This is a genomic window from Streptomyces thermodiastaticus (genome assembly GCF_014656135.1).
In the GTDB taxonomy this organism is placed as follows: Bacteria; Actinomycetota; Actinomycetes; order Streptomycetales; family Streptomycetaceae; genus Streptomyces; species Streptomyces thermodiastaticus.
Window position 1 is genome coordinate 1 of record NZ_BNBV01000018.1, and the last position, 11,660, is coordinate 11,660.

The 11,660-nt window shown below is 71.3% G+C and carries 10 protein-coding genes and 1 pseudogene; all 11 read right to left on the minus strand.

Annotated features, from left to right (window positions below; all coding sequences use genetic code 11):
• Positions 1-123 (minus strand): annotated as a pseudogene (locus IE286_RS17135) (flavodoxin-dependent (E)-4-hydroxy-3-methylbut-2-enyl-diphosphate synthase); the annotation flags it as partial.
• A 4-nt stretch (positions 124-127) separates the two neighbouring features.
• A complete protein-coding gene (gene hpnH, locus IE286_RS17140) occupies positions 128-1,150 on the minus strand; it encodes an adenosyl-hopene transferase HpnH (RefSeq protein WP_189797627.1) in 1,023 nt (340 codons plus the stop codon).
• A gap of 5 nt (positions 1,151-1,155) precedes the next feature.
• Entirely contained in the window at positions 1,156-1,797 is a 642-nt protein-coding gene (locus IE286_RS17145) for a phosphorylase family protein (protein ID WP_189797628.1), read from the minus strand.
• Complete coding sequence (gene shc, locus IE286_RS17150) at positions 1,797-3,824, minus strand: squalene--hopene cyclase (protein ID WP_189797629.1); 2,028 nt, start codon at positions 3,822-3,824, stop codon at positions 1,797-1,799. The genes IE286_RS17145 and shc overlap by 1 nt, the downstream gene beginning before the upstream one ends.
• A gap of 114 nt (positions 3,825-3,938) precedes the next feature.
• Positions 3,939-5,075: a polyprenyl synthetase family protein gene (locus IE286_RS17155; RefSeq protein WP_189797630.1), complete on the minus strand. Its 1,137-nt coding sequence runs from the start codon at positions 5,073-5,075 to the stop codon at positions 3,939-3,941.
• The gene (gene hpnE, locus IE286_RS17160; protein ID WP_189797631.1) at positions 5,075-6,586 is read right to left on the minus strand and encodes a hydroxysqualene dehydroxylase HpnE; all 1,512 of its coding nucleotides are present in this window, start codon (positions 6,584-6,586) and stop codon (positions 5,075-5,077) included. The genes IE286_RS17155 and hpnE overlap by 1 nt, the downstream gene beginning before the upstream one ends.
• Before the next feature lie 136 nt (positions 6,587-6,722).
• Positions 6,723-7,673, minus strand: a complete 951-nt coding sequence (gene hpnD / locus IE286_RS17165; protein WP_189797632.1) for a presqualene diphosphate synthase HpnD — start codon at positions 7,671-7,673, stop codon at positions 6,723-6,725.
• Positions 7,670-8,566 carry a squalene synthase HpnC gene (hpnC, locus tag IE286_RS17170; protein WP_189797633.1) on the minus strand — a complete coding sequence of 299 codons (897 nt, stop codon included), beginning with the start codon at positions 8,564-8,566 and terminating at the stop codon, positions 7,670-7,672. Before hpnC ends, hpnD begins: the two co-directional genes overlap by 4 nt.
• Positions 8,567-8,958: 392 nt before the next feature.
• Positions 8,959-9,762 (minus strand): ABC transporter ATP-binding protein, encoded by an 804-nt coding sequence (locus tag IE286_RS17175; RefSeq protein WP_189797634.1) that lies wholly within the window; start codon positions 9,760-9,762, stop codon positions 8,959-8,961.
• Positions 9,755-10,684 (minus strand): ABC transporter permease, encoded by a 930-nt coding sequence (locus IE286_RS17180; RefSeq protein ID WP_189797635.1) that lies wholly within the window; start codon positions 10,682-10,684, stop codon positions 9,755-9,757. Before IE286_RS17180 ends, IE286_RS17175 begins: the two co-directional genes overlap by 8 nt.
• Before the next feature lie 96 nt (positions 10,685-10,780).
• Positions 10,781-11,653, minus strand: coding sequence for a glycosyltransferase family 2 protein (locus tag IE286_RS17185; protein ID WP_189797720.1), 873 nt, complete (start codon positions 11,651-11,653; stop codon positions 10,781-10,783).
• Positions 11,654-11,660 lie beyond the last annotated feature (7 nt).

Below are 11,660 nucleotides of genomic sequence, written 5' to 3' on the forward strand. Positions count from 1 at the left end.
CTGCACCGACACCGGTGCGTCCCCGCCCACCGCGACCGGCCCGACATGGATCTGCCGGCTCCTGCGCCGCTCGGCGATCGGCCGGGCCGGCACCTCGGGGACGCCCAGGGAAATGGCGGTCATGGCCTCAGCTCCGGTTTCCGGAGACGGTCTCGCGCATGGCGCGCAGGGACTCCTTCAGCGACCCCATGGTCGCCATCACGGCGGTGGGCTCGTAGCCGCAGTGGGCCATGCAGTTGTCGCAGCGCGGGTCCTTGCCGCGGCCGTACTTGTCCCAGTCGGTCTTCTCGATGAGTTCCCGGTAGGTGGGGACGTAGCCGTCGCTCATCAGGTAGCAGGGACGCTGCCAGCCGAAGAGCGAGTAGTTCGGGATCGCCCACGCGGTGCAGGGGAAGTCCAGCTTGCCCTCGAGGAAGTCGAGGAACAGCGGCGAGTGGTTGAGCCGCCAGCGCTTGCGGTTGCCACCGGCGAAGGCCTTCCGGAACAGCTCCCGGGTCTGGGTGACACCGAGGAAGTGGTCCTGGTCGGGAGCCTTCTCGTAGGCGTAGGCCGGCGAGATCATCATCTCGTCCACCTTCAGCTCGTCGTTGAGGAAGTTCAGGACGTCGATGACGGTCTGCGGGGTGTCGGTGTTGAAGAAGGTGGAGTTGGTGGTGACCCGGAAGCCGCGCCGCTTGGCCTCCTTGATGGCCGCCACGGCCTCGTCGAACACGCCTTCCTTGGCGACGGACTGGTCGTGCCGCTCGCGCAGGCCGTCGATGTGCACGGTGAAGGCGAAGTAGGGCGAGGGCTTGAACTTGTCCATCTTCTTGCGCAGCAGCATCGCGTTGGTGCACAGGAAGACGTACTTCCGCTTGGCCACCAGCTGCCGCACGATCTCGTCGATCTGAGGGTGCATCAGCGGCTCGCCGCCGGCGATGGACACCATCGGCGCACCGGACTCCAGCACCGCGCCGACGGCCTGGGCGACCGGCATGCGCTGCTTGAGCACCCCGGCGGGGTGCTGGATCTTGCCGCAGCCCTCACATTTCAGGTTGCAGGCGAAAAGCGGCTCCAGCTCCACGATCAGCGGGAACTTGTCCCGCTTGCGGAGCTTCTGCTCGGCCATATACGTCGCGACCTTGATGGACTGGCGCAGTGGCATGGCCATCTGGCTCACCTCCTGGGGAGCAGCACATTACGGTGCCATTCGAAAAAAGTCGGTAGTACAGAACGAAGAACGCGGAAAGCCGATATTCCACCGCGCAGTGTGCCGATGCGGACGAGCTCGTGTTCCGGAGCGTCCACCACGACCCGTACGGCCGCAACCGGGCGCGGTTGCCCCCGTACGGCGCTCAGCAGCGTGGCAGCCGACTCCATGTCCACCGCGATCGCACCGGTGGCACGCAGGTCGGATCTCTCCTCGCCGCGCACGACGTGGTCGGAGCCGGTCAGCGGCCCGGTGTGGACCTCGCGCCCGGGCAGGGTGCGGGCCAGCTCCTTGACGAGCAGGTCGGTGCCGGTGCACGCGACGCTCCCGCGCGGGTCCCGGGTCTCCTCGGCGACCACCAGGTCGCCGGGGTGCATGCCGGGCGCGAGTCCCGCGCAGAACCCCGTGGCCAGCACCGCGGCACCGGCCAGCGCCGGGTCGGCCAGGGCCCGGGCGACGGAGCGCTCCGCCGCCTTGGGCCCCATTCCCGTGCGCAGGACGGCCACCGGCCCGCCGGCGCCGCTCCTGTCGCCGGTGCGCAGGGCGAGGTGCTCGATGCCGAGCGCACAGGCGATCAGCAGCGGTGCCGGAGCGGGCTGTGTGCTCATCAGTTCCCCTCGACCTCGGCCGGGGAGCGCTCGGCGGCCACGGCCTTGCCGACGACGGGCTCGCCGTTGACGTAACGGCCGAGCGCGGTCAGCGGGAAGACCTGGCGGTACAGGTGGTAGTTGATGGAGAAGTCCCACGGGAAGCCGGTGCCGGTGAAGTACGGCTCGTCCCAGGAGCCGTCCTCCCGCTGGGTGGACGCCAGCCACTCGATGCCGCGCTCGACGGCCTTCGAGTCCTTCTCCCCGGCCGCCAGCAGCGCCATCAGTGCCCACGCGGTCTGCGAGGCCGTGGAGGCGCCCTTGCCGGCCCACTGTGTGGAGTACTTGTAGGAGCGCAGGTCCTCGCCCCAGCCGCCGTCGTCGTTCTGGACGGACTCCAGCCAGGCCACCGCACGGCGGATCGCCGGGTGGGAGCCGGGCAGGCCGGCGGCGATCAGGGCGGGCACCACCGAGCCGGTGCCGTAGATGTAGTTCACGCCCCAGCGGCCGAACCACGCGCCGCTCGGCTCCTGCTCGGACAGCAGCCAGTCGATGCCGCGGCGGGTGCGCGGGTCGTGGGCGAGGCCCTCGTAGGCGAGCATCTCCACCACGTGGGCGGTGACGTCCGCGGACGGCGGGTCGATGACCTCGCCGAAGTCGCAGAACGGCAGCCGGTTGGGGAACGGGCTGGTGTTGTCGACGTCGAAGGCGCCCCAGGCCCCGTTCTTCGACTGCATGCCGAGGTTCCAGCGCACGCCGCGCCCGACGGCCCGGTCCACCCGCTCGGGGTCGGGGTGCCTGACCCGGCGCAGCGCCAGGACGACCTCGGCGGTGTCGTCGATGTCGGGGTAGTTGTCGTTGTGGAACTCGAACGCCCAGCCGCCCGGGGGCAGCGTGGGCCGGCGCACCGACCAGTCGCCGGGACGCACGACCTGCTCGCCGAGCATCCAGTCGGCGGCCTTGACCAGCTGCGGGTGGTCGGCGGGCACACCGGCGTCGGCCAGCGCGATGGTGGCCAGGCAGGTGTCCCACACCGGCGACTGGCAGGCCTCGATCATCCGGGCGCCGTCCTCGCGCCAGACGGCGAAGCGGTCCAGCGACTCGAGGCCGGCGCGCATGACCGGGTGCTCCAGGTCGTAGCCCAGCAGGTGCAGCGCCATGATCGAGTACACCGCGGGCGGCTGGATGCCGCCCCAGCAGCCGTCGTTCTCCTGCCGCTCGATGATCCAGCGGGCCGCGGAGTTGATCGCGGCGCGGCGCAGCCGCTTCGGCGCCACCTTGCGGAAGGCGTGCAGGGCCTTGTCGATGCGCTGGAAGGCGCCGTCCCAGCTGACGGCCGGGGCGAAGGGCCGGGGCGGGTTGGGCACGGCCGGGTCGGTGTGCAGCTCGTCCAGCGGGAACGGGGCGGGACGCACCGGACGCTTCGCCGACACGATGGTCAGCGGCACGATGGTCTGCCGGGCCCAGCAGCCGAAGTCGTAGATGTTCAGTGGCATCCACGTCGGGAAATAGATCAGCTCGGGCGGCAGTTCGGGCAGGTCCTCCCACTTCCACCAGCCGAACAGGGCCAGCCAGATCCGGGTGAAGACGCGGGTGGCGGCGATGCCGCCCTGTTCACGGATCCACGCGGAGGCCCTGGCCATGTGCGGGGCGTCGGGCTCGTCGCCGGCCAGGCGCAGCGCCACATAGGCCTCGACGGTGGTGGACAGGTCGCCCGGGCCGCCGTAGAAGGTGGCCCAGGTGCCGTCCTCGCGCTGCTCACCGCGGATGAACAGGGCGGCGGCGTGCGTGGTCTTCTCGTCCAGGATGCCCAGGAACTGACGCAGCAGCAGGTCCTCGGCGTCCATCGTGACGTTGGTCTCGAGGTCGCCCTTCCACCAGCCCTCGCTGTCCTGCTTGGACAGCAGGTACTCGGTGGCGCGCCGGACGGCCTGGGCGGCGGCTTGCCGCACCCCGGCCGCCTCGGGGGTGGAGGGTTCGGTTTCGCTGGCCGAGGCAGCGTCGGACGGCAGGGCCGTCCCGGTGCTTCCGTCGGTCGTCGCTGTCATGGCTTCCCCTTCGTGCAGTCGTACACGTCGTGCTGCTGTGGGTCCGCCGTCGGCCGTTGTCCGGCATGTTCCCGGTCCGGCCGGCGACTACGCGAGGCTGTCAATGGATAGTGATCATCTCTTTCGTACGACGACGAAGTCGGCGAGCGCCGTGAACGCGTCCCGCACCTGGTCGGGCATCGTGACGGCGTCGAGTGCTTCGATGGCGATGGTGTGCTGGCGGCGCGCCTCCTCGGCCGTCCACTCGCGGCCGCCGGCCTCCTCGATGAGGGCGGCGCGGGCCGCGAACTCCTCCTCGGAGAAGTTGTCGAAGTCGCTGCTCTTGGCGTCGGCGGCCAGCATCTCGCCGAGACGTTCGGAGGCGGGGCCGCCGGCCGCCAGCGCGGCCACGACCGGCAGGGACTTCTTGCGCTGGCGCAGATCGCTCCAGGTCTGCTTGCCGGTGGCGTCCGGGTCGCCCCAGATGCCCAGCAGGTCGTCGACGGCCTGGAAGGCCAGGCCGAGGTGGTGGCCGTACGTCTCCAGCGCGTCGGCGGTGGCGTCGTCCGCGCCGCCGAGCACGGCGCCGATGGAGCTGGCGCAGGCGAGCAGGGCACCGGTCTTGTTGCCCTCCATCTCCAGGCACTCCTCGACGCTGACCCGGTCGCGGTGCTCGTAGGAGATGTCCTGCGCCTGACCGTCGATCAGGGCGCGGGTGGCGCGGGTGAGCCGGCGGGTGGCGCGGCCGGCCTCGACCGTGCCGAGCTCCAGCAGGACCTCGTTGGCGAGGGCGAACAGGGCGTCGCCGACCAGGATGGCCTGGGCGGGTCCGTGCACCTTCCACACCGTGTCGCGGTGCCGGCGCTGCTCGTCGCCGTCCATGAGGTCGTCGTGCAGCAGCGAGAAGTTGTGCACGAGTTCGACGGCCACCGCTCCGGGTACGCCGGTGGCGGGGTCGGCGCCGGTGACCTCGGCGGAGAGCACGGCCAGGGCCGGCCGGACGGCCTTGCCGCCGTCCCCGTGCGCGGGGTTGCCGGCCGCGTCGATCCAGCCGAAGTGGTAGGCGGCGACGGTGTCCATGGGCGGGGCCAGCCGGTCGACGGCCGCCCTGAGGACGGGCGTGGCCAGGGTCCGGCCGCGCTCCAACAGCGCGGTCACGTCCACCGCGGTCCTTCGAGCGGGCGCCGAGGCCGGGGGCACAGTGGGCACAGTCTCTCCTCTTGTCGCGGTGCCGGGGGTGCGGGAACCCGTCACGGGCTGCTGGTCGGACATCACCGGGTCCCCTCTCGCACGAATGCTCCGGTCACGCCCGGCCGGCGGCCGGGGAGCCGGGGAAGGTCCCCCGTCGGGACGTCCGGTGATGCCTCCTCGAAGGTGAAGAGGCGGCTCGGACGGGGTCGGCCCAGGGCGCTGAGCGCGGCGTCCGCCGCGCTGACACCACTGCGGACGGCGCTTTCCATGGTCGCGGGCCACCCGGTGGCGGTCCACGCTCCGGCCAGGTACAGGCCGGGGGCCTTGGTGCGGGCGCCGGGCCGCAGCCGCCCCACGCCGGGGGACGGGGCGAACGTCGCCGTACGCTCCCGGGTGACGAAGAAGTCCCGGACCCGGGCGTCACGTGCCAGGGGCAGCAGCCGCCGCAGCTCGGGAAGGTAGCGCTCGCGCAGTTCGGCGACAGGCGTGTCGATCTCCCGGTGCGCCATCGACTGGGACAGCGCCAGGTACTGACCGTCCTTCAGCCCCGAGGCGCGGGTACGGTCGAAGATCCATTGTACCGGGGTGCCGATGGCGGCGACGAAGGGCCGGGACAGCACCGTGCGGTCGTAGACGACGTGGACGTTCAGGATGGGCGCGGTGCCGATGGCCAGCAGTCGCTCCGGGGCGTCCAGGGCGCCCGCCGGCAGCAGGGCGTGGGCCTCGCGCTGGGGCACGGCGAGGACGACCGCGTCGGCCTCCAGGCTCCGTCCGGGAACCTGGACGCTCCACCGCCCGTTCTCCTTCCTGGAGACGGAGGTGACACGTGTACGGACCTCGACGCGCGCGCCCGCGGAGCCGAGCGCCTTGCGGGCCAGACGGTCGTGCAGTTCGCCCAGCGGGACGCGGGCCCAGCCGATGTCGGCCGCGCCCGGATCGGACAGCAGACCGGTCTTGAACACCATCGCGGCCAGCCCCAGTGAGGCGTCGGAGGCGGTCGCGTTGAGGGTGGCGACCCCCACGAGGTCCCACAGTGCCTCGACGGCACGCGCCGACTGGCCGTGCGCGGCCAGCCATTCGCCGAAGCTCTGGGTGTCCAGAGCCGGGTCGGCGGGGTCGAGGGCCTTGAGCGCGAGTGCGGCACGGCCCACGCGTGCGCGTTCGGCGAGGGAGAGGTGCGGGTAGGTGGCCAGGCTGCGCCCGAGATGCAGGGGTACCGGCAGCGCGTCGCGGCGGATCCTGCCGAGTCTGCGTCCCTCGGGGCGGGCCGCGTCGAGCACGGGCACGTCGAGGCGGTCCTGCAGCGGGGCCAGTTCCGTGCCGCCGATGCGGTCGAGGAACCACCGGTAGGCGGTGCAGCAGCGCAGGTAGACGTGCTGTCCGTTGTCGACGGTGAGGTCGCCGCGCCGGAAGGAGAAGGCGAGGCCGCCCAGGCGGGGCCGTCCCTCCAGCAGGGTCACGCGTACGCCGGCGTCCGCGAGCGAGAGCGCGGCGGTGAGGCCGGCCAGTCCGCCGCCGACCACGACCGCGTGCCGTGCCGGGCGGTCCGGCTCCGTGGTGCGCACACCGTCCGGTCGGATGCCGTCGGTCATCGTGCGCCCTCCCCTGTGCGTCCGCCGCGGGGGGCGGGCTTGCCCCGGACCGCCGCCACCGTGAGGGACGCGCTGTGCCGCCGCGGGGTTGTCCGCCCGCGGCCGCCCGCGGGCTGCGTCGTCGTCACAGCGCCGGTCACACCCGCCTCCTGACGGCCTGCCGGCTCACGTTCCGCGCGTCCAGGCCGGACAGGCCGCGCACGGCGACGTACGCCTTCTCCGGGCCGGGCAGCGAGACCCGGCCGCGCAGCACGGCCTCCGGGTCGCGGGCGATGCGGTCCAGCAGACGGCGGTAGATGCCCGCCATCGCGGCCACGCAGGCGCCGCTGCGCCGGTCGAGCATGGGCAGCAGCTGGTAGCCCTCGGCGAACAGCGCCCGGGCCCGCCGAACCTCATAGTGGACCAGCCCGGCGAAGTCGGATCCTTCCGGGGGCCGGGACCCCTGGAAGCCGGCGGAACAGCCGAACTTGGCCAGGTCCTCGAAGGGCAGGTAGGTACGGCCGCCCAGGGCGTCCTCGCGGACGTCGCGCAGGATGTTGGTCAGCTGCAGTGCGAGACCCAGGGTGTCCGCGTACTTGGGGGCGCGTTCGGCGTCGCGCGCGCCGGGTGCGGTGCCGAACACGCCGAGGGAGAGCCGTCCGATGGCACCGGCCACACAGCGGCAGTAGACCTTCAGGTCGTCCCAGGTCTCGTAGGTCTCGCCGCGCACGTCCATCAGCACGCCGTCGATCAGCTCGTCCAGACCGCCGAGCGGGATCGGGAAGGTGCGGGCGGCGTGCGCGAGGGCGACGGCGACGGGGTCGGTGTCGTCCTCCTCCACCGCGCCCTCACGGATGCGGGCGAGCAGCGCCCGGGTGTCCTGGAGCTTGGCGATCTTCACCTCGTCCGCCAGCGTGCCGTCGCCGATGTCGTCGACCCGCCGGGAGAACGCGTACAGCGCCGACATCGCACGGCGCTTGGGCGTCGGCAGCAGCCGGATGCCGTACGCGAAGTTGCGGGCCTGCTGCCCGGTGACGGCCTCGCAGTAGCTGTAGGCGGCGAGTACCGGTGCGGACACCTGCTGTTCCGACTCCACGGCCCGGATCACCCCTCTCCTCGCAGAGTCACGCCCACCTCGCGCAGCAACTGGACCTTGCCTGGCTTGGGCGGGCCGGGAAGTACGTCGTATTCGGCGGCGGCGATCGCGTCGATCGCCGCCCTTCCCCCCGCCACGAACCCTGCGAGCAGCAGTTTCAGTCTGCCGTGGACGCTACCCACCAAAGGGGCGCCTTCATTCAGCAGGTCGCGGGCGCGTTGCGCTTCGAACGCAACCAGGGCGCGCACCGACGCGCCCGCGGTGGACGTGGCGAGATCCGCCTCCTGGACGTGAAAGCGTTTCATGTCCTCGGCGGGCAGATAGATGCGGTCGCGGCCGAGGTCTTCCTTGACGTCCTGAAGGTGTTCGACGATCTGCAGCGCGGTGCAGATCGCGTCGGACCGGCGGATCCGCTCGGGGGTCGAGGTTCCGGTGACGGCGAGGACGAGACGGCCGACCGGGTTGGCGGACAGCTCGCAGTAGGCGAGGAGGTCGTCGTAGGTTTCGTACCGGCTGACGAGCTGGTCCTGCCGGTTGGCGGCGATCAGGCCGAGGAACGGCTCCGGGGTCAGCCCGCACCGCCGCACGGTCGGCTGCAGCCGACGCAGCAGCGGGTGGCGCGGGGTTCCGTCGAAGACCCGGCGCAGATCGGCCTCGAACGCGTCGAGCAGGACGAGCCGGTCCCCGGCCTCGCCGGGCGGGACACCGAGCAGCCGGGCGTCGGTTCCGCCGGGGGCCAGGTCGCCGTCGCCGATGTCGTCGACGAGGCGCGCGTAGCCGTAGACGGCCATGAGGTCGTCGCGCCAGGCCCGGGGCAGGAAGAACGGCGCCACGGGGAAGTTCTCGCCCGCGGCCTTGTCGAGGGTGGCGCGTTCCGCTTCGCGCGCCGTCGCAGTCGGGGTCATCGTCCGCTGCCCGGGGCGAGGACGGCACATGCTGCGTTGAGCTGGGGAGTTTCCGTAGCCATTGCCGTCACATCTCCCGTTCTACACTGCCGACCCGATACACACTATTTCGGACACGCCGCCCGGCGGTCCGCGGGGCGCCCTGGCGCAGGGTGTCGCGCATTATCTCCCCACTTGCCGTTTTCCGGGACCGGACCAGCTTACGTTGTACAACGCAGCCACTTTCCGGGGGGGTGTCCTGCACATCACAACAACACATGGCCCCCTTTCAAGATTCCTTGGCTTCCCGACACGTTTGCCTATGGTGACCTATCCGTTACGAAGACCAGGGGCCCCACCGGCGCACGTGTCCGGTGGGGCCCCGGGCGGGCGAGGCGGGCCGCTGCCTGCGGCTACCTGTTCGTGAACTTCTCGTACTCCTTGAGCACCTCGTCGGTGGGGCCGTCCATGCGCAGCTCCCCGCGCTCCAGCCACAGCACACGGTTGCAGGTGTCACGGATCGACTTGTTGTTGTGGCTGACGAGGAACACGGTGCCGGCCTGCTTGCGCAGCTCGCGGATGCGGTCCTCGGAGCGCTTCTGGAAGGCGCGGTCGCCGGTGGCCAACGCCTCGTCGATCATCAGCACGTCGTGGTCCTTGGCGGCGGCGATGGAGAACCGCAGCCGGGCGGCCATGCCGGAGGAGTAGGTCCGCATCGGCAGGGAGATGAAGTCGCCCTTGTCGTTGATGCCGGAGAAGTCGACGATCTCCTGGTAGCGGGCCTTGATCTGCTCGCGGGACATGCCCATGGCCAGACCGCCGAGGATGACGTTCCGCTCGCCGGTCAGGTCGTTCATCAGCGCGGCGTTCACCCCGAGCAGGGAGGGCTGCCCGTCGGTGTACACCTTGCCCTTCTCGGCCGGCAGCAGGCCCGCGATGGCCCGCAGCAGGGTCGACTTGCCCGAGCCGTTGGAGCCGATCAGGCCGATGGCCTCGCCGCGGTAGGCCACGAAGGACACCCCGCGCACGGCGTGGACCTTGCGCACCCCGCGCGCCGCATCGCCCGAGCCCCGCCGGAGGATCCGGCTGAGGGCGGCGGTGGCGCTGCCCTTGCCCCCGGCGGCACCGTTGACGCGGTAGACGATGTGCAGGTTGTCGGCGATGACGGTGGGGACCCGCTCCCCGCCGCCGCCCTGGCGGGAGTCGTTCTCAGCCACGGCCGTACCTCTCCTCCGCCTTCCAGAAGTACACGAAGCCGCCGACGAAGATCACCAGGGCCCAGCCCAGGGCGACGGCCCACACGTGCGGGGGCAGATGCTCCCGGCCGTAGCCGTCCAGCAGGGCGAACCGCACCAGGTCCATGTAGACCGCGGCGGGGTTCACCTGCATCAGGCGGACCAGCCACTCCGGTTTGCCGACGAGCATCTTGTCGATGGAGAACATCACCCCGGAGGCGTACATCCAGGTACGCATCACGAAGGGCATCAGCTGGGCCAGGTCCGGGGTCCTGGCGCCCATCCGGGCCACGATCAGCGCCAGGCCGGAGTTGAACAGGAACTGCAGCACCAGCGCCGGGACGATCAGCAGCCACGACAGGCGCGGGTAGCTGCCGAAGCCGACCGCGACGACGAACACCACGATCATCGAGAACAGCAGCTGCTGGAGCTGCTGCAGCGCGAACGAGATCGGCAGGGAGGCGCGCGGGAAGTGCAGCGCCCGCACCAGGCCGAGGTTGCCCGAGATGGCGCGCACACCGGCCATGACGGAGCTCTGGGTGAAGGTGAACACGAACACACCCGTCACCAGGAACGGGATGTAGGTGTGGCGGCCGAGTCCTCTGTCGGCGTTGAGAATGACCCCGAAGATGAAGTAGTACACCGCCGCGTTGAGCAGGGGCGTGACCACCTGCCAGAGCTGGCCCAGCTTGGCCTGGCTGTACTGGGCGGTCAGCTTCGCCTGGGAGAAGGCCAGGATGAAGTGGCGCCGCCCCCACAGCTGACGTACGTACTCCCTGAGCGGGGGCCGGGCACCGCTGACGGCCAGCCCGTATTTGGCGGCGAGCCGGGCCGCGTCGAGCCCCTCGTCGGGCGGCGGTGCCGCGCCGAGGGCGACGCCGCCGTCATGCCTTGTCTCACTCACAAGTGGATACTTTCGTCTTGATGCGCAAGCCTGTGCGACTGTACGGGCATGCCACGAGCGCCGGCCGGGCGGCCGGGCGCTCAGGGAACGAGCTTGTCAGATCACCGGTGGCCGGCCCAGCCGGGTGAGCCGCCATACCGTACGCCATTTCATGGGCCGGCGTGGCCCGCAGGGTGTCGTCCAGCCCTCCTTGAAACCGCCGAACCAGGCCTTCAGGGCGGGACGCGAGGGCCGGCGGAGCAGCGTGAGCAGCAGCCAGCTCCCCAGATAGACGGGAACGAGCACGGCCGGCAGGTTGCGCCGGGCCAGCCAGACCCGGTTGCGCGCGACCATGCGGTGGTACACCGCGTGCCGCGAGGGCGCGGTCGTGGGATGGTGCAGCACCATGTCGGCCCGGTAGTCGATCATCCAGCCCGCGTCCAGGGCGCGCCACGCGAGGTCGGTCTCCTCGTGCGCGTAGAAGAAGTCGTCGGGCAGGGTGCCGACCTCGGTGAAGACCTTCGTGCGCACGGCGTTCGCGCCGCCGAGGAAGGTGGTGACCCGCGAGGAGCGCATCGGGTCCGAGGCGCGCAGCCGCGGCACGTGACGGCGCTGGGTGAGACCGGTGTCCGGGTCGGCGATGCGGAAGCTGATGATCCCGAGCCGGTCGTCCTCGGCGAAGGCCTTCCGGCACAGCTCGGCGGTGTCGGTGCGGGCGAGCAGGCCGTCGTCGTCGAGGAACAGCAGGATGTCGACGTCCCGGCCGGCCGGCCCGAAGGCCTCGATGCCGACGTTGCGGCCGCCGGGGATGCCCAGGTTCTCGGGCAGCTCGATGGTGCGGACGCCCTCGGGGACGTCCGGCACGGGCGCGCCGTTGCCGACGACGACCACCTCGATCGGGTCGCCCTCCTGCTCGGCCACCGACTTCAGCAGGGCACGCAGCTCGTCGGGACGGTTGCCCATGGTGATGACGACCGCGCCGACCTTCATGGCCCCG

Bases quoted from the DNA above. Each gene is read 5' to 3' on its own strand.
- hpnC (WP_189797633.1), bottom strand. From the start codon at position 8,566: ATGACCCCGACTGCGACGGCGCGCGAAGCGGAACGCGCCACCCTCGAC.
- hpnH (WP_189797627.1), bottom strand. From the start codon at position 1,150: ATGGCCATGCCACTGCGCCAGTCCATCAAGGTCGCGACGTATATGGCC.
- hpnE (WP_189797631.1), bottom strand. From the start codon at position 6,586: ATGACCGACGGCATCCGACCGGACGGTGTGCGCACCACGGAGCCGGAC.
- shc (WP_189797629.1), bottom strand. From the start codon at position 3,824: ATGACAGCGACGACCGACGGAAGCACCGGGACGGCCCTGCCGTCCGAC.
- IE286_RS17145 (WP_189797628.1), bottom strand. From the start codon at position 1,797: ATGAGCACACAGCCCGCTCCGGCACCGCTGCTGATCGCCTGTGCGCTC.
- IE286_RS17185 (WP_189797720.1), bottom strand. From the start codon at position 11,653: ATGAAGGTCGGCGCGGTCGTCATCACCATGGGCAACCGTCCCGACGAG.
- IE286_RS17155 (WP_189797630.1), bottom strand. From the start codon at position 5,075: ATGTCCGACCAGCAGCCCGTGACGGGTTCCCGCACCCCCGGCACCGCG.